General features: G+C 64.8%; 15 protein-coding genes. 10 read left to right on the plus strand and 5 right to left on the minus strand.

All coding sequences use genetic code 11. From position 1 onward, the window contains the following. Nucleotides 1-41 precede the first annotated feature (41 nt). From ribA to ASR47_RS26070, 3 genes are all read right to left on the minus strand, one after another. Entirely contained in the window at nt 42-695 is a 654-nt protein-coding gene (ribA, locus tag ASR47_RS26060; RefSeq protein ID WP_065310681.1) for a GTP cyclohydrolase II, read from the minus strand. A 177-nt stretch (nt 696-872) separates the two neighbouring features. Beyond that, nucleotides 873-3113, minus strand: coding sequence for a PhoX family protein (locus ASR47_RS26065; protein WP_065310682.1), 2241 nt, complete (start codon nt 3111-3113; stop codon nt 873-875). A 152-nt stretch (nt 3114-3265) separates the two neighbouring features. Beyond that, on the minus strand, nt 3266-3967 hold the full coding sequence (locus tag ASR47_RS26070; RefSeq protein WP_065310683.1) for a pirin family protein: 702 nt from the start codon (nt 3965-3967) through the stop codon (nt 3266-3268). A 174-nt stretch (nt 3968-4141) separates the two neighbouring features. Here ASR47_RS26070 and ASR47_RS26075 point away from each other — a divergent pair, with 174 nt between their 5' ends. Both ASR47_RS26075 and ASR47_RS26080 read left to right on the plus strand, forming a co-directional pair. Beyond that, nucleotides 4142-5080: a LysR substrate-binding domain-containing protein gene (locus ASR47_RS26075; protein WP_065310684.1), complete on the plus strand. Its 939-nt coding sequence runs from the start codon at nt 4142-4144 to the stop codon at nt 5078-5080. 215 nt (nt 5081-5295) lie between these two features. Continuing rightward, nucleotides 5296-7425 (plus strand): putative bifunctional diguanylate cyclase/phosphodiesterase, encoded by a 2130-nt coding sequence (locus ASR47_RS26080; RefSeq protein ID WP_245714472.1) that lies wholly within the window; start codon nt 5296-5298, stop codon nt 7423-7425. A 2-nt stretch (nt 7426-7427) separates the two neighbouring features. On the opposite strand, the gene ASR47_RS26085 is transcribed toward ASR47_RS26080, so the two are convergent. Beyond that, nucleotides 7428-7646: a DUF4256 domain-containing protein gene (locus ASR47_RS26085; protein WP_082989173.1), complete on the minus strand. Its 219-nt coding sequence runs from the start codon at nt 7644-7646 to the stop codon at nt 7428-7430. Here ASR47_RS26085 and ASR47_RS27610 point away from each other — a divergent pair. Both ASR47_RS27610 and ASR47_RS26090 read left to right on the plus strand, forming a co-directional pair. Beyond that, nucleotides 7617-7757, plus strand: coding sequence for a hypothetical protein (locus ASR47_RS27610; RefSeq protein ID WP_171899043.1), 141 nt, complete (start codon nt 7617-7619; stop codon nt 7755-7757). The two genes, ASR47_RS26085 and ASR47_RS27610, sit on opposite strands and share 30 nt — an antisense overlap. Before the next feature lie 66 nt (nt 7758-7823). Continuing rightward, complete coding sequence (locus ASR47_RS26090) at nt 7824-8207, plus strand: glutaredoxin domain-containing protein (protein ID WP_065310685.1); 384 nt, start codon at nt 7824-7826, stop codon at nt 8205-8207. Nucleotides 8208-8238: 31 nt separating this feature from the next. On the opposite strand, the gene ASR47_RS26095 is transcribed toward ASR47_RS26090, so the two are convergent. Then, complete coding sequence (locus tag ASR47_RS26095; protein ID WP_065310748.1) at nt 8239-8472, minus strand: DUF3820 family protein; 234 nt, start codon at nt 8470-8472, stop codon at nt 8239-8241. A 199-nt stretch (nt 8473-8671) separates the two neighbouring features. Here ASR47_RS26095 and ASR47_RS26100 point away from each other — a divergent pair, with 199 nt between their 5' ends. The 6 genes from ASR47_RS26100 (at nt 8672) to ASR47_RS26125 (ending at nt 21681) form a co-directional block, all read left to right on the plus strand. Then, complete coding sequence (locus tag ASR47_RS26100; protein ID WP_065310686.1) at nt 8672-10150, plus strand: sodium:solute symporter; 1479 nt, start codon at nt 8672-8674, stop codon at nt 10148-10150. Between the two features lie 54 nt (nt 10151-10204). Then, nucleotides 10205-12079, plus strand: coding sequence for a signal peptide peptidase SppA (sppA, locus tag ASR47_RS26105; RefSeq protein WP_065310687.1), 1875 nt, complete (start codon nt 10205-10207; stop codon nt 12077-12079). A 410-nt stretch (nt 12080-12489) separates the two neighbouring features. Continuing rightward, nucleotides 12490-13869 (plus strand): efflux RND transporter periplasmic adaptor subunit, encoded by a 1380-nt coding sequence (locus tag ASR47_RS26110; RefSeq protein WP_065310688.1) that lies wholly within the window; start codon nt 12490-12492, stop codon nt 13867-13869. Further along, complete coding sequence (locus tag ASR47_RS26115) at nt 13866-16994, plus strand: efflux RND transporter permease subunit (protein ID WP_065310689.1); 3129 nt, start codon at nt 13866-13868, stop codon at nt 16992-16994. The genes ASR47_RS26110 and ASR47_RS26115 overlap by 4 nt, the downstream gene beginning before the upstream one ends. After that, the gene (locus tag ASR47_RS26120) at nt 16991-20254 is read left to right on the plus strand and encodes an efflux RND transporter permease subunit (RefSeq protein ID WP_065310690.1); all 3264 of its coding nucleotides are present in this window, start codon (nt 16991-16993) and stop codon (nt 20252-20254) included. Before ASR47_RS26115 ends, ASR47_RS26120 begins: the two co-directional genes overlap by 4 nt. After that, the gene (locus ASR47_RS26125; RefSeq protein ID WP_065310691.1) at nt 20251-21681 is read left to right on the plus strand and encodes an efflux transporter outer membrane subunit; all 1431 of its coding nucleotides are present in this window, start codon (nt 20251-20253) and stop codon (nt 21679-21681) included. Before ASR47_RS26120 ends, ASR47_RS26125 begins: the two co-directional genes overlap by 4 nt. Nucleotides 21682-21733 lie beyond the last annotated feature (52 nt).

Genomic DNA, 21733 nt, shown 5'->3' on the forward strand with positions numbered 1-21733 from the left:
TGGCGCACCAGGCGCCACGCGCCCGGCCCGCGTGGCAACACTTACAGGGCGCCGTCTTCCAGCGCCGGCGCTTCGGCCGGTGTCATCATGTGGCCAAGCTTGCTTTCCTTGGTGTTCAGGTAGTGCTGGTTGAAGGCGTTGCGGTTGACCAGCAGCGGCACCCGTTCGGCCACTGTCACGCCCAGCGCTTCCATCGCCGCGATCTTGCGCGGGTTATTGGTCATCAGGCGCAGGCTATGGATGCCGAACTGCTCGAACATCGGCTTGCACAAGGTGTAGTTGCGCGCGTCGGCCTTGAAGCCCAGTTGTTCATTCGCCTGCACCGTGTCGGCGCCGGCTTCCTGCAGGCGGTAGGCGCGGATCTTGTTGATCAGGCCGATGCCGCGTCCTTCCTGGCGCAGATACAGCAGGATGCCGCGGCCTTCCTCGGCGATGCGTTTCAGGGCGCCTTCGAGCTGCGCGCCGCAGTCGCAGCGCTGTGAAAACAGCACGTCGCCGGTCAGACACTCGGAGTGCACGCGCGCCAGCACCGGCGCGCCGTCGCCGACATTGCCCAGCACCATGGCCAGGTGTTCCTTGCCGGTCGCGTGTTCGACAAAGGCGTGCAGGGTAAACTGGGCCCACGGCGTTGGCAGTGCACAGGAAGTCGTGTAATCCAGTTCGCCTGTCGCCAGGATGTCCGCGCCGCTTTGCATGGTTGTGCTCATATAAGTAAGTGTCAAAAATAAAAGGCGCGCCGCACCACTCCGGTGCCGGCGCGCCTTGCCATCATACCAAAAAGCAGGAAAACGGTTTCCGCCGCTGCTAGTTGGCTGATGCAATGCCTGGTGATGTACCCTTACTTCGGGGCACATCCTCCTTTTGCAAGGTGATCAGCTGCCGATGCGCCCGCCATCGTTCTTGGTGATCACGATGGTGGCCGAGCGCGGCCGCTTGCCGGCGCCGTAGCCGGCGTTCGACGGCCACTGGCTGGTGTACTTGCTCGGGTCCGCGATGTTGGCCAGCGAGGTGGTCTCGCCCGGATGCTGGATATTGATGAACATGGTCTTGCCGTCGGGCGTTTCGCTGATGCCGGTGATTTCCGAGCCGACCGGGCCCACCAGGAAGCGCTTGAGCGTGTCGGCGGTGGGTTTTTTGCCGATAAAGGTGTCCACCGCCAGGTTGCCGCCGGCCGCCGTGGCGTAGTTCAGGGTGCTCTTGGCGCCGTCGCCGACCTTGCCCGGTATGGCGGCGAGCATCATGCAGTTGGTGACATCGGTATACGCGCCATCGTCGGTCTGGATCCAGCAGATGCCGGTGTACGGACTGAAGGCCAGGCCGTCGGGGCTCGAGAAATCCTGGTCGGCCGTCAGGCTCGACAGGTTGATCTTGCTGGCGTCGGCGCCGCTCTCGGCGCCGAACAGGTAGACGTCCCAGGTAAAGCTGGTGGCGGCGGCCGCGCCCGTGCCTTCCTTGAAGCGGATGATATGGCCGTTCGGGTTGCCGTTCTGCGCCGTCGTGCCCTTCATGTCGGTATAGGCGCGCGGATTGGCGCTGTCCGGCGCCAGCTGCGACGAGCCGCTCGGATTGACGGTGCGGTTCGAGTTGTTGGTCAGCGTGTAATAGATCTCGCCGTTGGCCGGATTGACCGAGCACCATTCCGGACGGTCCATTTTGGTCGCGCCGACGGCGTCGGCCGCCAGGCGGGCGTTGACCAGCACGTCGGCCAGGTCGGCAAATTTATAGGCAGTGTAAGCCTGGATCAGCGCGTTCGACATGGCCAGTTCGATCCACTGGCCAGTGCCGTCGGCGGCCAGCTTGGCCACGTACAGCTTGCCCGAATCGAGGTATTTGTCGCCGGTGGCGATGCGGTCCGCCGGCGTCGCATCGGCGGCGGCCCAGACGGCGGCCGTGACGAATTTGTAGATGTACTCGTTGCGCGAGTCGTCGCCCATGTAGATGGCCAGCTGCTGGCCCACGGCCGGCACGCTGAAGGCGGCGCTTTCATGTGCGTAGCGGCCCAGCGCGGTGCGCTTGCGGATCGCTTTGGTCTTGTCGTACGGGTCCATCTCGACGATGTAGCCCATGCCGTTCAGTTCGTTACGGTAGTCGTCGCTGCCGTTGGTCGACGCGCCAGTCTTGCTCAGATTCCAGCGTGCGTATTTGTCGTCCGTGCCACCGGTTTCCCAGCCGTGGCGCGAGGCGCTGCCCTGGGTGCGGCCGTAGCGGTTCAGCGATGCGACCGATTTGTCGTTGCCGCGCGCGGCGTTGTCGGTGGCCGAGCGCGTGTAGTAGCCGGCCCAGTTTTCTTCGCCGGACAGATAGCTGCCCCACGGCGACTTGCCGGTGCCGCAGTTGTTGATGGTGCCGCGCGTTTTGGTGCCGGTCGGCGAGAATTTCGTCACCAGCAGGGCGTTGCCGCGTACCGGGCCCGACAGTTCGACTTCGGTCAGCGGCGTGACGCGGCGGTTGAAGGCCGAGTCGTTGACGGTGGCCCAGCGGCCGGCCGTCTTTTTCACTTCGACCACGCTCAGGCCGTGCACGGCCACTTCCTTGTCGACTTCGGCCGCAGGGCGTGGCAGCGAGGTGGTGCCGCCATTGACGTGCAGGAAGTGCGATGACAGTTTTTCGTCGGTGGTCGCTTCGTGGTTCATCGCCAGGATGCCGCGTTCGGCGCCCGAAGCGAGCGGCGTGCCGGTGGCGGACAGGCCGTAGTATTCCATGCCGTCATGATGGTCGCCGGCGCGGTTCTCGAAATCGGTATCGCTGCCGTCGTTCTTGTAGGCGGGCGTGGCCGGGCGCAGCGAGTCGCCCAATGCGTACAGCGCGGTGGCGGTGTAGCCGGCCGGCACCGAGACGACATCGGCCAGGCTTTTTGGCACGGCCGTAAACGCCAGCAGTTTTTCAGCCGGCGCAGGTGGCACCACCGCCACCGGGTCGCTGTCGCCACCGCAGGCCGACAGGCCCATGGAGCCCATGACGGCGGTGGCGGCCGTGACGGCGCTGCCGCGCAGCCAGTTGCGGCGGCTCAGGCGTGCGTTCAGGATGCTGTTGAAATGGTTGTCGTGGGACGCGTTGCTGTCGATGTCGTTCAGATCGGTGGCGCTGATGGCCAGATCGTTGGGCTTGTTCATGGGCTGCGATGTCCTGTGGTTGCGTGATTAAATGGCAACCGGATGATAGACAGCCAATATGACAGCTTCGTGACAATTGCGTGTCAGTTTGATGACAGGCCGTGGCGCGCCCGCGGATCGGGCGTGCCACGGCCTGGTGCATGTACATCGGTTTAGTACGGCAGGTCGAACAGCAGCAATTCGGCTGCTTCGGCCTGGGTGAAGCTCACTTTCGCCTCTTGCGTCAGTTTCAGCGCATCGCCGGTTTTCAGCGGCGTGCCATTGACCACCAGGCTGCCGCGGATCAGGTGCACATAGGCGGTGCGGCCTTCGTCCAGAGCATGTTCCAGGACGTCGCCTTCTTTCATGATGCTGGCGTAGATCGATGCGTCCTGGTGGATCAGTACCGAACCCTGGCGACCATCGGAAGACGCCACCAGGCGCAGCTTGCCCAGTTTGCTTTCCGGTGCGAAGTGTTTCTCTTCGTAGCTGGGCGCGATGCCCGTCACGTTCGGCTGGATCCAGATCTGCAGGAAATGCAGGCCATCCGTTTGCGAGTGGTTGAACTCGCTGTGACGCACGCCGCTGCCGGCGCTCATGCGCTGGACATCGCCGTAGTGCAGCACCGAACCGGTGCCCATGCTGTCCTTGTGTTCCAGCGCGCCGTCGAGCACATACGAGATGATTTCCATGTCGCGGTGGCCGTGGGTGCCGAAACCCTGGCCCGGCGTGACCCGGTCTTCATTAATCACCAGCAAAGGACCAAAGCCCATGTGTTTCGGATCGTGGTAGCTGCCGAACGAAAAGCTGTGGTGGGAATTGAGCCAGCCGTGGTTCGCTGCGCCGCGTTCTTCGCTATGACGGATTTGTAACATGGTGAGGCTCCATTTCTTGATAGGTTAATGTGCGATAATTTCGAAGGACCGTTGCCCGCCTTTGTGTTCCTTGCCGGGCCAACTTCGTCTTTCGTAGTGCGATGAAGAGAGTATAGGCCCGCCTGCAGAGAAAGAAAAACGGAAAGATTACCGTGCTATGATCGAAAAAATCGAATGTTAAGACTCAGCCTGGAAGCCCTGCAAATCGTCGACGCCATCGACCGCCGCGGCTCGTTCTCGTCGGCCGGCAAGGAGCTGCACAAAGTGCCGTCGACCATCTCGTATACCGTCGCCAAGCTTGAAGACGACCTGGGGGTGCAGGTATTCCAGCGCAATGGCCCGAAAGTGGTGTTGACGGCGGCCGGCCAGGAATTGCTGAAAGAAGGGCGCTACCTGCTCAAAGCCGCGCAGGACCTGGAGCACCGCGTGCGCCGCGTCGCCTCGGGCTGGGAGACGGAACTGGCGATCGGCCTCGATTCCGTATTTTCCGCGCTGGCTCTGACCGGCGATATTGCCGCGTTTTACGCGGTGGCGCAGCAGACGCGTTTGCGCCTGGTGCAGGAAACCTTGTCGGGCACCTGGGAGGCGCTGCTGGAACGCCGCGTCGACCTGCTGGTCGGCGCGGCCGGCGACGGCCCGCCCGGCGGCGGCTATATTGCCCAGCCGCTCGGCATGCTCGACTTTGTCTTTGCGGTGGCGCCCACGCATGCGCTGGCCGCCATCGACCGGCCCCTGACGCGTGGCGACCTGCAGCATCACCGCGCCGTGGTGGTGGCCGACTCGGCGCGCCAGCTGGCGCCGCGCACGGTGGGCCTGCTGCTGGGGCAAGACGCGCTGACGGTACCGAGCATGCAAGTAAAATTCGATTACCAGGTGCTGGGCCTGGGTTTCGGCTTTTTGCCGGGGCCCTGCGCACGCGCCGCCATCGCGCGCGGCCTGCTGCTGGAAAAGGCCGTGGAAGAACCGAAGCCGGCCGAAACGTTTTATCTGGCCTGGCGCGTGGGCGAAGATGGCGCGGCCCTGCGCTGGTGGATGGCGCGCATGCGCGAGCCGGAATTGTTCGCCCGCCTGACGCAATATATGCCCGGCACCTCGCCCTTGCCAGCGGCTTGATCGAAGGCAATCACGCGCCGCCGCCATGGGCGGAGACTGCAAAATGTTGACATAGGCCAACAATTTCAGGTTACTATATTCGCAGCATTTTGCGCCAAACTCCAAGCCCGATCGCGGGATTTTGATGATGACACTCCCAGTAGCGCCCACTTTATGCCTTCCCCCGTTTGCTGTTGTGCGGAGGCGCCGTGCTTGAGGCGCGGGTAGCGCAGTGTTTGCGCCTCAGTCATGAAGCGCAGCAGCAGGGCGGTCTGCAACTGGCCGCGACCCTGGCGCAGTTGCAGGGCGAGCTGGAACAGTTGCGTGGCGCCAGCCGGCCCGTGCTGCGGCTGGCGCCGGCCGACGCCTTGCTGGAAATCGACCTCGAGGGCTATCTGATCGGCTGGAACCACGGCGCCGAGCAGATGTTCGGCTATGCCGAGTTCGAGGCGCTGGGCCAGCACATCCTGTTGCTGTATCCGCCCGACGATGTGCAGGCGAGCGCCGTCGAATTGCTGCCGGTGCAAGCCGAGGTCGCCGTCGATGTGCTGCGGCGCAAGAAGTCGGGCGTGCTGACCTGGCTGCGCATGCAGCGCCATGCCATGTTCGACCAGGCCGGCAAGATCTGCGGCATGGCCGTGCGCCTGTCGGCGCTGGCCGAACCGTTGACCGATATCGACAAGGTCAGGCTGCACGCGCGCATTATCGAAGACAGCGAGCAGGGCGTCCTGATCACCGACGCCGACGAGCGCATCGTTTCCGTCAACAGTTCCTTCAGCCGCATTACCGGTTACTCGCCGTTTGAAGCCATCGGCCGCACGCCTGACCTGCTGCGCTCGGGCGTGCACGATGTCGAGTTTCGCGCCAAGGTGCGCGCCGCCATGCGCGGCCACGGTTCCTGGCGCGGCGAAATCATCGGCCGGCGCAAGAATGGCGAACTGTTTCCGCAAGCGGTCACCATCAGCGTGGTGCGCAACGAGTACGGCGACATCAGCCATGTGTTCTCGCTGTTTTCCGATATCTCGGTGCACAAGGATGCCGAGGCGCGTATGCAGCGCATGGCCAATTACGACACCTTGACGGGACTGCCCAACCGCTGCCTGCTGAACCAGCTGGTGGTGCAGGGGCTGGCCGAAGCGAAGCGCCAGGAAACCCATGGCGCGCTGATGGTGATCGATATCAGCCGCATCGGCTCGATCAGCGACACCCTGGGCCACGAAGTGGGCGACCAGCTGGTCATTGCGATTGGCGCGCTGTTCCGTGGCGCGCTGCGCGACGCCGATATCCTGGCGCGCGTCGACAACAGCAAATTCGTCGTCGCCCTGCTGCATATCGAAAAACGCGAGCATGCGGCCAATGTGGCGCAAAAGCTGCTCAACCTGCTCGACGCGCCGATCCGCATCGATGCCCATGCGCTGTACGTGGGCGCCAGCATCGGTATTACCGTGTATCCGGAAGATGGCATGGAAGCGCCGGCGCTGTTCCGCTTTGCCGACGTGGCCGTGGCGAAAGCGGCGCAGACCATCGAACCGACTTTCCTGTTCTACCGCGAAGACATGAACCGCCGCGCCAAGGAGCATTTGCGCCTGGAAAGCGAAATGCGCCTGGCATTGGGCGACCAGGAACTGGAGCTGCATTACCAGCCGAAAGTAAGCTTGATCAACGGCCAGATCGTCGGCGCCGAAGCCTTGCTGCGCTGGAAACATCCGCTGCGCGGCATGGTCTCGCCGGGCGTGTTCATCCCGGTGGCCGAGGAAACCAGCCTGATTCTGGAACTGGGTACCTGGGTGCTCGATGAAGCCTGCCGCCAGATCCGCGAGTGGGAAGACCGCGGCTTGCGCATGCCGGTGATCGCCGTCAACCTGTCGGCGCGCCAGTTCGACGCCCACTTGCCAGCCAGGGTGGCGGCCGTGCTGGAGCGCTATCGTGTGCGGCCGGACCAGATCATGCTGGAAATTACCGAAAGCCTGCTGATGCGCGGGGCCGACAAGGTGATCGAGATCATGAACGAGCTGGTGGCCATGGGTCTGTCGCTGGCGCTGGACGACTTCGGCACCGGCTATTCCAGCCTGGCCTACCTGAAAAAATTCCCGATCAGTACCCTGAAAATCGACCGCGCTTTCGTGATCGGCTTGCCCTACGAGGAAAACGATTGCGCCATCGCGCGCGCCATCGTCACCATGGCGCAGCAGCTGCGCCAGGAAATCGTCGCCGAAGGCGTGGAAACACCGGAACAGATGCGGTTTTTACGCAGCCTCGGTTGCGACCAGCTGCAAGGTTATCTGTTCAGCCCGGCAGTGACGGCGGTGGAATTCGAGGCCATGCTCGGCGAGGGCAGGCAGCTGATGCTCGAAGAGATCATGTAGTATCAGAGCCGCAGCAGGGTGCGAAAGCCGCGCGCCGCGTAATACGACTCGGCGCCGTTATGATAGATAAATACCTGGCCGTAGCGGCGGTCGCCAAACAGCGCGCCGCCCTGTTTCCTGATGCTGTCCGGGGTCTGTCGCCAGCTCGAGGTTTTCCGGTCGAATTCACCCAGCTGCTGCAGTTGCCGGTATTGGCCCTCCGTCAGCAGGGCCAGGCCCATGTGGCGCTGGTCAAGGCGCTGGTGCTATTGCATGGCGGCAAGGTCGAAGCGCACAATGAAGCGCCGGACCAGGGCAGCCGCTTTGCGGTCAGGCTGCCGCGCATCGAATAGTCCCCGCGCGCGGCCTTCATGGCACAATGCGCCATCCGCACCGCAGGTGCCTCCTCCAGGACTTCCATGACCCGCGCCATCCTCGACGAAAGCCAGATCCATCCCGCCGCCCGCCCTTTGATCGGTGGCAAGCATGCCGATATCGTGCGCGAAGTGCAGGCCGCCATTGCCGCCCACCAGGTGGTGGTGGTCGGCATGGCGATCAATCCGTTTCCGCGCAAGGCGCGCAAGATCCTCGATGTGCTCGGCACGCCTTATCAATACCTGCAATACGGCAGCTACTTCAACCAGTGGCATCGCCGCAATGCACTGAAGATGTGGAGCGGCTGGCCGACGTTTCCGATGGTGTTTGTAAACGGCGTGCTGGTCGGCGGCGCCAGCGAGTTGCAGGCCCTGGTCGCGTCCGGCGAGCTGTCGGCCATGCTGGCCAAAAAAGTGCGCCAGTTTTAAGCGGGAGCGATGCTGGGCAGGCCTGCGCCGGCTAATCGGGTTGTCGGCGCCAGCCTGGCGGGCGCAGCGGATCGAGCAGTCCGCGCAGATCGTTATGGTCGAGTTCGTACATCAGCGCCAGCAAACTACCCAGTTCGCCCGAAGGAAAACCTTCGCGCGCGAACCAGCCCAAATAGTGGCCCGGCAGGTCGGCCAGCAGCCGTCCCTTGTATTTCCCATAGGGCATTTCGCGCGTCAGCAGCAGCGCCAGTTTGTCTGAATTCATGGCGCGAGTGTAGCAGATGGTCAGCGTGGAAACCGGCGCCGCAGGCATCATGGATGCCAGGCGCAGCCGCTTGCAAAATCGGCAGGCCGCTGCGAACCAGTGTCCTGTGACCTCTTGCCGGTGACGAATTGGGCGTCTCACCGGTGAAGCAGGCGCTTTGCTGTATATTCACGCCCCTGTCCGTTTCGCTTGCCCACCCATGTCCCCCGCCATCCTGTTTGCCGTCGTCCTCGCCTATTTCCTGATCCTGCTGCTGGTGGCATGGCGCACCTCGCGCCATGCCACCAATGACAGCTTTTTTATCGGCAACAAGGACAGCAACTGGATGCTGGTCGCCTTCGGCATGGTCGGCACCACGCTTACCGGCGTGACGTTTATCAGCGTGCCCGGCGCGGTGGGGCGCGATGGCTTTGCTTATGTGCAGCTGATGATCGGCTATGTACTGGGGTATCTGGCGATCACGTTTATTTTGCTGCCGCTGTATTACCGGCTGCGGCTCACCTCCATCTACCGCTACCTGGAACTGCGGCTGGGGCGGCGCGCTTACCAGAGCGGGGCGGCGTTTTTTATCCTGTCGCGGCTGCTGGGGGCGACGGCGCGGCTGTATCTGGTGGTCGCTATTCTGCAGGCCACCATCCTCGACAGCTTGGGCGTGCCGTTCTGGCTGACCGCCTCGGTGGTGCTGCTGCTGATCCTGCTGTACACCTATGAAGGCGGCGTCAAGACCATCGTCTGGACCGATACCCTGCAGACGGCCTGCATGCTGGCCGGGCTGGTCATCTGTACGGTGTTCCTGCTGCGCGAGCTTGATCTTTCCGTGATCGACAGCCTGGAGCGCATGCGTGCGCAAGGGCTGGCGCGGGTGTTCAATGCCGACCCGGACAGCCCGGCCTATGTATGGAAACATATCGTGGCCGGCATGTTCATCACCATTGCCATGACGGGCATGGACCAGGAGATGATGCAGAAGAATATCTCGGTGCGCACCCTGCGCGACGCGCAAAAGAACATGCTCAGCCTGACGGTGGTGCTGACCGGCGTGCTGCTGCTGTTTCTGTTTCTCGGCGGCTTGCTGCATCTGTATGCGCCTGTGGTGAATGTGACGGCCACCGGCGACAAACTGTTTCCGGCGGTGGTGCTCGGGCATTTCCCGGCGGTGGTGCAGCTGATCTTTTTTATCGCCCTCATTTCCGCGCTGTTTCCCAGCGTCGATGGCGCGCTGACGGCGCTGACGTCCACCTTTTGCATCGATCTGCTGGGCTTGCAGCGCAGGCCGGAGCTCGATGCGGCCACGCAGATGCGCTGGCGCCGCCGCGTGCACCTGGGCTTTGCCGCGCTGTTCCTGCTCCTGATCATGCTGTTCAAATGGATGGATAGCCCCAGCATGATCGCCGTGATCCTCAAATTGGCCAGTTATACCTATGGGCCGCTGCTGGGCCTGTTCGCCTTTGGCTTGCTCAGCCGGCGCGGCGTGCGCGACCGCTGGGTGCCGCTGGTGGCGATCGCCGGGCCGCTGCTGTGCGCGCTGATCGAGCAGGAACAATCGCTGCTGTTCGCGCATTACCGCCTCGGCCTGGAATTGCTGATACTGAACGGCGCGCTGGTGCTGGCCGGGCTGTTCCTGATTTCCCTGCCTGCGCAAAAGGGCGGGGCGCACTTGTCAGAACAAGACTATTGAGGCGGTTTCAGTTATATTGATTTTTTCAGCTCACCCTCTACGGAGCATCAATCAATGTCACTCAATCCGTTTCCTCCGCTGCGCCGCGGCTTAGGCGCGTTCTGGCGCGCGCTCGACGCCACGCGCCGCGCCGTGTTCAACCTGATTTTCCTGCTGATCGTGATCGCCATCCTGATCGCCATCTTCGGCGGCGGCGCCAAGCCGCTGCAGGACAAGACCACGCTGGTGCTGGACCTGCAAGGCCCGCTGGTGGAAGAAACCCCGGGCGGCGTGCGCGAAGCCGTGCTGGCCAATGTCAGCGGCGACGTCAAGAAAACCGTGCAGCTGCGCGATGTGCTGGCCGTGCTCGACACCGCCGCCAAGGACAAGAATATCGGCGCGATGGTGCTGCTGCTCGATGAACTCGAAGGCGGTGGCCAGGCGTCCTTGCGCGAAGTGGCGGCCGGCATCGAGCGCTTCCGCGCCAGCGGCAAGAAGGTCACGGCCTGGGGTTCGAACTACAACCAGCGCCAGTACCTGCTGGCGTCGAAAGCCGACGAGGTGTTCGTCCATCCGATGGGCGGCGTGGTACTCGAGGGCTTTGGCCGCTACCGCAATTACTACCGCGACGCGCTCGACAAGGTCGGCGTGACGGTCAACCTGCTCAAGGTCGGCACCTACAAGAGCTTCGCCGAGCCGTTTATCGCCAACGGCCCGTCGGACGCCGCCGCCGAAGCGGACCGCTACCTGAACAACGGTCTGTGGACCACCTACACCACCGACGTGGAAAAGGCGCGCAAGCTGCCGGCCGGCGCCGTCATGGCGGCGATCGACAAGCTGCCGGAGCTGATCGAAGCGACCGGTGGCGACCTGGCCAAGGCCTCGCTGAACGCCAAACTGGTCGACGGCCTGAAAACGCGCGATGAAATCCGCAAGCTGATGATGGAGCGCGGCGCGAAAGACGAAGACGGCAACAACTTCCGCCAGGTCAGCTACAGCGACTACCTGGCCGGTTTGCATCCGGCGATGGTCGGCGACGCTGTCGGCGTGGTGATCGCTTCCGGCGAAATCGGCGACGGCGTGGCGCCGGCCGGCTCGATCGGCGGCCTGTCGACCTCGCGCCTGATCCGCCAGGCGCGCGAAGACAAGTCCATCAAGGCGGTGGTGCTGCGCATCGATTCGCCGGGCGGCAGCGCCTTCGGCTCGGAACTGATCCGCCGCGAACTGGAGCTGACGCGCGCCGCCGGCAAACCGGTGGTGGTCTCGATGGGCAATGTGGCCGCTTCGGGCGGCTACTGGATCAGCACCTCGTCCGACGAAGTGATCGCCGACGCGGCCACCATCACCGGTTCGATCGGCGTGTTTGCCATCTTGCCGACGGCCGAAAAAGTCATCGACAAGCTGGGCATTCACACGGCCGGCGCGCCGACCACCTGGCTGGCCGACGCCGGCAATCCGCTGCGTCCGCTCGACCCGCGCTTTGCGCAAGTGATACAGGGTTCGATCAACCATGTGTACGGCGACTTCATCAACATCGCCGCCAAGGCGCGCAAGACCACGCCCGAGAAAATCAATGAAGTGGCGCAGGGCCGCGTGTGGACCGGCCTGCAGGCGAAAGACCGTAACCTGGTCGACCGCATCGGCAGCTACCGCGACGCGCTGGCCTCGGCCGCCAAGCGCGCCAAGCTGGGCGAGGACTACCGCGTGGCCTACATCGAACGCGAAACCTCGACCGTCGACCGGGTGCTCGGCATGTTCGGCGCCAAGGCGATGGCCTCGCTGGGCCTCGGTGAACATGTGAAGCTGGGCCTGGCCGCCACCGGCCTGCCGCCACAGGCGGCGCTGGGCGTCGCCAATGACCTCGCCTGGCTGTCCGGCATCACCAGCGAACGCAAGCCGTTCATGGCCTTGACGCACTGCCTGTGCACCAATCCGATGGGCGGCAAATAGCGCGCTTGCCGACCCCGCAGTGACCACAAGCCGGCTTTGTCCGGCTTGTTTTTATTGAAAGGCCGTAAAGGCGGGTAAAGAGCGCCGGAGATTTGTAGCGAGTTTGTATCTGCCCGCGCAGCCCCGGCGCCCATGCGCGCTCCCCTGCAAGCCTGATGCGGCAGTGCGCGGTGCCACGCCGACGGCCTTGTTTGCCTGTACAAATGTTTCAGTCAGAAATGAAACAGTTACATGACTATGCTAGAGTCCTCGCTCGATGGAGAACGATGTTTTTTCAGCTGATTTTCAGCTCTTGATTCCCCGTTAATCTTGTAAAAAAATACCCGAAAAACGGCCGTGCCGCCTGAGTGAACCGACTCGGCTGGCGGCCAATAACCACGCCGTGCCAGCGGCGCATAAAAGGATAAGCGATGGATACGCAGATGACCCCACCTCCCGCCCGGCGCAGCCGCCGTTCCCGTATCGTCGGCACCGTGATTGCCCTGGCCGTGATGGCCGCCCTCGGCGGCGGCGCCTGGTATCTGACGCACTCGGGCAGCGGCGCGCAAGGCGCCGGCGCCATGGGCGCCGCTGGCCCTGGCGGGCCCGGTGGCCCCGGCGGTGCGCGCCGCGGTCCGCCATCGACCACCGTCGGCGTGGCCACGGCCGTCAAGTCGGACCTGCCGGTGGTGCTCGACGCGCTCGGCACCGTCACGGCCGCCTCGACCGTCACGGTGCGCCCGCAGGTGTCGGGCATCCTGAAGGAACTGCGCTTCAAGGAAGGCGCGATGGTCAAGGCCGGCCAGGTGGTGGCGCTGATCGATCCGGCGCAGTTCGAGATGGCGCTGATGCAGGCCTCGGGCCAGCGCCAGCGCGACGAAGCGCAGCTGGAAAACGCGCGCCTGACCCTCAAGCGCTACCAGACCCTGCTGGGCCAGGATTCGATCGCGCGCCAGGACGTCGACACGCAGGCGGCGCTGGTCAAGCAGCTCGAAGGCACGGTGATGACCGACCGCGCCGCCGAAGGCACGGCTCGCCTGAACCTCGGCTACACCAAGGTGGTCTCGCCGATCAGCGGCCGGGCCGGCCTGAAGGTGGTCGATATCGGCAACCTGGTCAATACCGGCGACGCCGGCGGCGTGGTGGTGGTGACCCAGCTCTCGCCGATCGACGTGCAGTTCGCCATCCCGCAGGACAAGGTGCAGACCATCCAGGAACGCCAGGCGCAGAACGTGGCGCTGCCGGCGCTGGCGCTGGACCGCACGCGCAGCATCACGCTGGACAAAGGCAGCCTGACGGCGCTCGACAACCAGGTCGATGTGCAGACCGGCACCGTGCGCGCCAAGGCCCGCTACGCCAACGAGAAGATGGCGCTGTTCCCCAGCCAGTTCGTCAATGTGCGCCTGGAGATGGGCAATATCACGGGCGCCGTGCTGGTACCCGTCACGGCCCTGCGCCACAGCAATAACGGCGACTTTGTCTATGTACTGAAAGAGGACAAGACCGTTACCGTACGCATGGTCACGCGCGGCCAGGCCACCACCGACATGGTGGAAATCCGCGCCGGCCTCGAAGCGGGCGAGAAGGTCATCACCGAAGGCGCCGACCGCCTCAAGGAAGGCGCGAAAGTCATGCTGGCCGGCGACAAGCCAGCTGCTGGCGGGCAAGGCCAGGGTGGCCGTGGCGCCAATGGCGAACACCGCCAGCGCCGCCAGCACGCCGAAGGCGCAGCGGGTAGCCCGGCATCGTCGGCGCCCGCCACCGCGCCGGCCGCCCCCGCCACGGCCCCAGCGAAGGGTGCGGCGCAATGAGTCCATCGACCCCGTTCATCAGGCGGCCGGTCGCCACCGCGCTGCTGATGCTGGCCATCGTGCTGGCCGGGATGGTGGGCTTCAAGTTCCTGCCGCTGGCGGCCTTGCCGCAGGTTGATTTCCCGACCATCCAGGTGCAAACCTTGTATCCGGGCGCCAGCCCCGAAGTCATGGGCCAGACCGTCACCGCGCCGCTCGAGCGCCAGTTCGGCCAGATGGCCGGCCTGCAGCGCATGAGTTCGACCAGCGCGGCCGGCGTGTCCATCATCACCCTGCAATTCACCCTGGGCCAGACGCTGGACGTGGCCGAGCAGGAAGTGCAGGCGGCGATCAACGCCGGCGGCTCCCTGCTGCCGACCGATTTGCCGGCGCCGCCCGTCTACGCCAAGGTCAATCCGGCCGACGCGCCGGTGCTGACACTCGCGATTACCTCCGACACCATGCCTTTGATACAGGTGCAAAACATCGTCAACACGCGCCTGGCGCTGAAAATCAGCCAGGTCAATGGCGTGGGCCTGGTGTCGCTGTCGGGCGGCCAGCGCCCGGCCGTGCGCATCCAGGGCGACACCAAATTGCTGGCGTCCTACGGCCTGGGCCTCGACAGCCTGCGCACCGCGATCGCGGCGGCCAACGTCAACAGCGCCAAGGGCAGCTTCGACGGCCCGTCGCGCTCATTTACCATCAACGCCAACGACCAGCTGGTCACGGCCGAAGACTACAAGCGCCTGATCATCACCTATAAAAACGGCGCCCCGGTGCGCCTGCAGGACGTGGCCAATGTGGTCGACAGCGCCGAGAACACGCGCCTGGGCGCCTGGGCCGGCAAGCAGCCGGCGATTATCCTCAACGTGCAGCGCCAGCCCGGCGCCAACGTCATCAAGACGGTCGACGCCATCAAGGCCCTCCTGCCCGAGCTGCAAACGAGCTTGCCGGCGGCCATGAAGCTCGATGTGCTGAGCGACCGCACCACCGGCATCCGCGCCTCGGTCGAACACGTGGAACTCGAACTGCTGGCCTCCGTGCTGCTGGTGGTGCTGGTGATCTTCGCCTTCTTGCACAGCCTGCGCGCCACCGTGATCGCCAGCCTGTCGGTGCCGATTTCCCTGATCGGCGCCTGCGGCGTGATGTATTTGCTCGGCTACAGCCTGAACAACCTGTCCCTGATGGCGCTGACGATCGCCACCGGCTTTGTGGTCGATGACGCCATCGTGATGATCGAAAACATCGCCCGCCATATCGAAGAGGGCGAAACGCCGATGGCCGCCGCCTTGAAGGGCGCCTCGCAGATCGGCTTTACCATCATCTCGCTGACGGTCTCGCTGATCGCCGTGCTGATTCCGCTGCTGTTCATGGGCGATGTGGTGGGGCGGCTGTTCCGCGAATTCGCCATGACACTGGCCATTACCATTTTGATTTCCGCCGTGGTGTCATTGACGCTGGTGCCGATGATGTCGGCGCGCTGGCTGAAAAGCCATGCCGATGAAAAAATCGGCGCCACCGGCCAGCGCATCCAGGCTTTTCTCGACCGCGTGGTCAATCGCTACGACCATGCGCTGGTATGGGTGCTCAAGCGCCAGGGCTTGACCTTGCTGGTGGCGCTGGCGACGCTGATCCTGACGGTGATCTTGTATATCACCATCCCGAAAGGCCTGTTCCCGACCCAGGACACGGGCCAGCTGCAGGCGCGCATCGAAACCTCGCAAGCCGTCTCGTATGAACGCATGGCCGGCCTGCAGCAGGCGGCCGCCAGCGCCATCCTGGAAGACCCGGACGTGGAAACCTTGAGTTCTCTGGTCGGCGTCGACGCGGCCAACAACACCATGCTGCATACCGGCAGCATGCTGATCAACCTGAAGCGCTCGCGCAGCGACCATCAGGACGACATCATGGACCGGCTGCGCAACCGCGTGGCCAAGGTGGCTGGCGTGACGCTGTATTTGCAGCCGACGCAGGACTTGACCATCGACGCCGAATCGGGGCCGACGCAGTACCGCGTCTCGCTCGAAGGCGCCAGCACCGCCACTGTCACCGAGTGGGCCACCAAGCTGGCGGCGCGCATGCGTGAAAAGTCGCAGCTGCGTAACGTGACCACCGACGCCGGCGCCACCGGCGCGGCCGTCAACGTGGCGATCGACCGCGACAGCGCGGCGCGCATGTCGGTCACCACCGCCACCGTCGACGATGCGCTCTACAACGCCTTCGGCCAGCGCATCATCTCGACCATTTTCACCGAGACCAACCAGTACCGCGTGATCCTCGAAGCGCAGCCCGGCATCGTCACCACGCCGGCCGAGCTGGGCGAACTGCAGGTACGCACCGGTTCGGGCAAGTCGACACCGTTGTCGTCGTTCGCCACCATCACCGAAAAGCAGTCGCCGCTGCAGATCACGCACGTGGCGCAGTATCCGGCCACCACCCTCGGTTTCGATACCACCCAGGGCGTGGCGCTGGGCAGCGCGGTCGATGCGATCCGCGCGGCGGCGCACGATATCGGCTTGCCCGCCTCGGTGACCATGACCTTCCTGGGGGCGGCCGGCGCGTATGAAAACTCGCTGTCGAATCAATTGTGGCTGATCCTGGCCGCCGTGGTGTGCGTGTATATCGTGCTCGGCGTGCTGTACGAAAGCTATATCCACCCGCTGACGATCTTGTCGACCCTGCCGTCGGCCGGCGTTGGCGCGCTGCTGGCGCTGATGCTGTCGGGGCAGGACCTGGGCGTGATCGGCATTATCGGCATCATCCTGCTGATCGGCATCGTGAAAAAGAACGCCATCATGATGATCGACTTTGCCATCGAGGCCGAGCGCGACGAGGGCAAGAGTCCGCAGGAAGCGATCCACCAGGCGGCGCTGCTGCGTTTCCGGCCTATCCTGATGACCACCCTGGCGGCGCTGTTCGCGGCCGTGCCGCTGATGCTGGGCTGGGGCGAGGGCGCCGAACTGCGCCGGCCGCTGGGCCTGGCGATTTTCGGCGGCCTGATCGTCAGCCAGGTGCTGACGCTGTTTACCACGCCGGTGATCTACCTGGGCTTTGACCGCCTGGGCCGCCGCTTTGGCGGCAAGCCCGGGGACGGGGTGAACCTCGACAAGCCCGGTGACCATCCGCCGGCGGGGAGCGCCGCGTGAATTTGTCCGAACCCTTCGTCAAGCGGCCCATCGCCACGGTGCTGCTGACCATCGGCATCGCGCTGGCGGGCATTGGCGCGTTCTTCGTGCTGCCCGTCTCGCCGCTGCCGCAGGTCGATTATCCGACCATTTCCGTCAGCGCCAGCCTGCCCGGCGCCAGTCCCGACACCATGGCCAGCTCGGTCGCCACGCCGCTGGAACGGCGCCTGGGCGTGATCTCGGGCGTCAATGAAATGACCTCGTCGTCGAGCACGGGTTCGGCGCGCATCAATCTGCAGTTCGACCTGAACCGCAAGATCGATGCCGCCGCCCGTGAAGTGCAGGCGGCGATCGCCGCCTCGCGCGTCGACCTGCCGGCCACCTTGCGCAGCAACCCGACCTACCGCAAGGCCAATCCGTCGGACGCGCCGGTGATCATCCTGGCGCTCACATCGAAGACGCGCACGCCGGGCCAGATCTACGACGCCGTGTCGAACCTGGTGCAGCAGAAGGTGGCCCAGGTCAAGGGCGTGGGCGACGTGGAACTGGGCGGCGGCTCGCTGCCGGCCGTGCGCGTGGAATTGCTGCCGTATCAGCTCAACCACTATGCCGTGTCGATGGAGGACGTGCGCGCCGCCATCCAGGCCAGCAACGCCAACCGCCCCAAGGGCGCGGTGACCGGTGATGAACGCAGCCTGCAGATCTATTCGGGCGCCAGCACCGCCTCGGGCGGTCGCAGCGCCGCCGACTACCGCAGCCTGGTGGTGGCCTGGCGCGACGGCGCCGCGATCCGCCTCGATGACGTGGCCGAAGTGCAGGACGGCGTCGAGAACAACAATACCCTGGGCCTGTTCAATGGCGACCCGGCCGTGATCGTGCTGATCACGCGCCAGCCCGGCGCCAATGTGATCGCCACGGTCGACGGCGTGCGCGCGCTGCTGCCGCAGCTGCAGGCCCAGTTGCCCGGCGACATCAAGCTGCAGGTGGCGTCCGACAGCACCAATTCGATCCGCTCCTCCCTGCACGAGATCGAGTTCACATTGATCTTGTCGATCGTGCTGGTGGTGCTGGTGGTCAGCGCCTTTTTGCGCAGCGTGCGCGCCACCATCATTCCGGCGGTGGCCACCATCGTGTCGCTGCTGGGCACCTTTGGCGTAATGTACATGCTGGGCTTTTCCCTCAACAACCTGTCGCTGATGGCGCTGACGGTGGCCACCGGTTTTGTGGTCGACGACGCCATCGTGGTGCTGGAAAACACGCAGCGCCATATCGAGGCCGGCATGGACCGCTTCAAGGCGGCCCTGCTGGGCGCGCGCGAAGTGGGTTTTACCGTGCTGTCGATCAGCCTGTCGCTGGTGGCGGTGTTCATTCCGCTGCTGTTCATGGGCGGCCAGGTGGGACGGCTGTTCCGCGAGTTTGCCGTCACCCTGTCGGCGGCGGTGATGATTTCGCTGGTCATCTCATTGACGACAACGCCGATGATGTGCGCCTGGCTGCTGAAAAGCGGCGAACAGCATAAAAAGCCGGGCACCATCGCGCGCTGGTTCGAACGCGGTTTCGACAAGCTGCTCAAGGGCTATGAGCACTGCCTGGACTGGGCCTTGTCGAGCGCCGCGCTGGTGATGACGATCCTGGTGTTTGTGGTCGGCCTGAACGTGTACCTGTTCGCGGCCGCGCCCAAGGGCTTTTTCCCGCAACAGGACACGGGCCAGATCAACGGCGGCATGCGGGCCGACCAGAGCATCTCGTTCCAGGCCATGCAGGGCAAGTTGCGCGAACTGGTCAATATCATCAAGGACGATCCGGCGGTCGCCACGGTGGTGGGCTTTACGGGTGGCGGCAGGGCAGGGGGCGGCTTCATGTTCATCAACCTGAAACCGGCCTCCCAGCGCACCGACAAGGGCCAGGCCGTGATCGCGCGCCTGCGTCCGCAACTGGCCAAGGTGACCGGCATTTCCCTGTTTTTGAATCCGGTGCAGGACCTGCGCATGGGCGGACGCTCCAGCAATTCGACCTACCAGTACACCCTGATCAGCGACAACCAGGCCGACCTGAAAAAATGGGCGGCAAAACTGGCCGACCAGATGAAGTCGCAGCCGGCCCTGATCGACGTCGATACCGACCAGGCGGAAAACGGCGTGGAGACCTTTGTTTCCATCGACAAGGACCGCGCCACCGAACTGGGAGTGCAGGTGCGCGATATCGACAATGCGCTGTACAACAGCTTCGGCCAGCGCCAGGTGGCGACCATCTACGATGAACTCAACCAGTACCACGTGATCATGGAAGTGGCGCCGCGCTATGCGCAAAGTCCGGAGGCGCTGCGCTCGGTGTATGTGCCGGCCTCGAATGCGGCCGCGGTTGCCGGTGCCACCGCTACCGCCACCGCCGCCGGCAGCACGCCGGCCGTCACGTCGGCGGTGAGCGCCACCACCTCGAACAGCACGGCGGCGCGCGATCCGTCGAGCGGCACGGCGCTGTCCAGCACCCTGGCGACGATGGTGCCGCTGTCCTCGTTCAGCAGCTTTGCCGAAAGCTCGACGGCCACCTCGATCAACCACCAGGGAGGGGAGCTGGCCACCACCGTGTCGTTCAACCTGGCCGACGGCTACACCCTCGGTGACGGCCAGGCGGCCGTGGCGCAGGCCGAGTCGGAGATCGGCATGCCGGTCAATGTGCGCGGCAGCTTCCAGGGTTCGGCCAAGAGCGCCCAGGACAGCAACAAGGAGCAGCCGCTCCTGATCCTGGCGGCCATCGTGGTGATCTATATCGTGCTGGGCATCTTGTACGAAAGCCTGATCCATCCGATCACGGTGCTGTCGACCTTGCCGTCGGCCGGCGTCGGCGCGGTGCTGGCGCTGCTGATGTTCCGCATGGAGTTTTCCATCATCGCCCTGATCGGCGTGTTCCTGTTGATCGGCATCGTCAAGAAAAATGCTATATTGATCATCGACTTCGCACTGGAGGCCGAGCGTTCGCGGGGCTTGAGCGCGCTGGAGGCGGTGCGCGAGGCTTGTTTGCTGCGTTTCCGCCCCATCCTGATGACGACGCTGGCGGCGGCCCTGGGCGCTTTGCCGCTGGCGATCGGCTTCGGCGAGGGGTCCGAGTTACGCCAGCCCTTGGGGGTCGCCATTATCGGCGGCCTGATTGCCAGCCAGTTGTTGACCTTGCTGACCACCCCGGTGGTCTACATCCTGCTCGACAAACTGCGCACGCGCAGCGCCGACGAGCAGCAATTGAGCCGCATTCCTGGGCCAGATAACCCGAGCACACAATCATGAGTCAAGTAAAACACCGTACGTCCCCCGTTCCGTCACGCCTGCAGCGCCATCTGCTGGCGCTGGCCGCCTTTGCGCTGCTGGCCGGCTGCGCCGTGAGCCCGGTTTATCAAGTGCCAGCGACTTCCGCACCGGTGGCGTTCAAGGAGGCCGCCGGCTGGCAGCCCGCCGCCCCGGCCGACACCCTCGACCGCGGTCCCTGGTGGACCCTGTTCGGCGACACGCAGCTGAACCAGCTGGCCGACGGCATCGACATCTCGAACCAGAACGTGGCGGCCGCCGTCGCCGCGTACGAACAGGCGCGCGCGCTGGTGCGCGAACAGCGCGCCTCGCTGTTTCCCACTGTGAACCTCACGGGCAGCGGCACGCGCGCGGGCGGTGGCGGCGGGCAGCAGACCAGCAACAACTATCGCGCCGCGCTCGGCGCTTCCTGGGAGCCGGACATCTGGGGCCGCCTGCGTGCCGGCGTGACCGGCGCCGATGCCAGTGCTTCGGCCAGCGCGGCCGACCTGGCCGCGGCGCGCCTGTCGGCGCAGGGCGAGCTGGCCACCAATTATTTTTCGCTGCGCCAGAGCGACGCGCAGATCGCGCTCTTGAATTTCACCATCGACGGCTACCAGCGCGTGCTCGACATCACGCGCAACCGTTTCAGCGCCGGCATCGCGGCCAAGTCGGATCTGCTGCAGGCGCAGACGCAGCTGGCCAACGCGCAGATCGACCTCTCAAACCAGGTGCGGTCCCGCGCCCAGCTCGAACACGCGATCGCCATTCTGCTGGGCCGCGCGCCGTCCGACTTCAGCCTGGCGGTGGCGCCGTGGACCATCACCGTGCCCGAGGTGCCGGTCGGCGTGCCATCGACCCTGTTGCAGCGCCGGCCCGATATCGCCGCCGCCGAGCGCCGCGTGGCGCTGGCCAATGAACAGATCGGCATCGCCCGCTCGGCCTATTACCCCAGCCTGAACCTGACCGGCTCGTATGGCTCGGGCGCCAGCCGCGTGGGCGATCTGTTCAACGCGTCGTCCAGCCTGTGGTCGCTGGGCGTGTCGGCTGCGCAAACCCTGTTCAACGCCGGCGCCACCACCGCCAGCGTGGACGCGGCCAAGGCCGGCCACGAGGCGGCCGTGGCGCGTTACCGCCAGACGGTGCTGACGGCTTTCGGCACGGTCGAAGACCAATTGTCGGCCACCCGCGCGCTGGCCGGGCAGATCGACCTGCGCCGCCAGGCGTCCGCCGCCGCCGACGAAGTGGAGCAGCAGATGCTGAACCGCTACAACGCCGGACAGGTCGGCTACACCGACGTGGTGACGGCGCAGGTGACGGCCCTGTCGGCGCGGCGCCAGCTGGTGCAGGCGCAGGCCGACCGCCAGACCACGGCGGTGGCCCTGATCCAGGCGCTCGGTGGCGGCTGGCAGGCGCCGGCGCCGCAGTAAGACAGCGTCCATCAGGCCAGTTCCAGTGAACGGCACGGCCTGGTCGCCGTGC

The organism is Janthinobacterium psychrotolerans (assembly GCF_001677885.1).
Classification (GTDB): Bacteria; Pseudomonadota; Gammaproteobacteria; order Burkholderiales; family Burkholderiaceae_D; genus Janthinobacterium; species Janthinobacterium psychrotolerans.

Bases quoted from the DNA above. Each gene is read 5' to 3' on its own strand.
- ribA (WP_065310681.1), bottom strand. From the start codon at position 695: ATGCAAAGCGGCGCGGACATCCTGGCGACAGGCGAACTGGATTACACG.
- ASR47_RS26065 (WP_065310682.1), bottom strand. From the start codon at position 3,113: ATGAACAAGCCCAACGATCTGGCCATCAGCGCCACCGATCTGAACGAC.
- ASR47_RS26070 (WP_065310683.1), bottom strand. From the start codon at position 3,967: ATGTTACAAATCCGTCATAGCGAAGAACGCGGCGCAGCGAACCACGGC.
- ASR47_RS26075 (WP_065310684.1), top strand. From the start codon at position 4,142: ATGTTAAGACTCAGCCTGGAAGCCCTGCAAATCGTCGACGCCATCGAC.
- ASR47_RS26085 (WP_082989173.1), bottom strand. From the start codon at position 7,646: ATGGGCCTGGCCCTGCTGACGGAGGGCCAATACCGGCAACTGCAGCAG.
- ASR47_RS26090 (WP_065310685.1), top strand. From the start codon at position 7,824: ATGACCCGCGCCATCCTCGACGAAAGCCAGATCCATCCCGCCGCCCGC.
- ASR47_RS26095 (WP_065310748.1), bottom strand. From the start codon at position 8,472: ATGAATTCAGACAAACTGGCGCTGCTGCTGACGCGCGAAATGCCCTAT.
- ASR47_RS26100 (WP_065310686.1), top strand. From the start codon at position 8,672: ATGTCCCCCGCCATCCTGTTTGCCGTCGTCCTCGCCTATTTCCTGATC.
- sppA (WP_065310687.1), top strand. From the start codon at position 10,205: ATGTCACTCAATCCGTTTCCTCCGCTGCGCCGCGGCTTAGGCGCGTTC.
- ASR47_RS26110 (WP_065310688.1), top strand. From the start codon at position 12,490: ATGGATACGCAGATGACCCCACCTCCCGCCCGGCGCAGCCGCCGTTCC.
- ASR47_RS26115 (WP_065310689.1), top strand. From the start codon at position 13,866: ATGAGTCCATCGACCCCGTTCATCAGGCGGCCGGTCGCCACCGCGCTG.
- ASR47_RS26125 (WP_065310691.1), top strand. From the start codon at position 20,251: ATGAGTCAAGTAAAACACCGTACGTCCCCCGTTCCGTCACGCCTGCAG.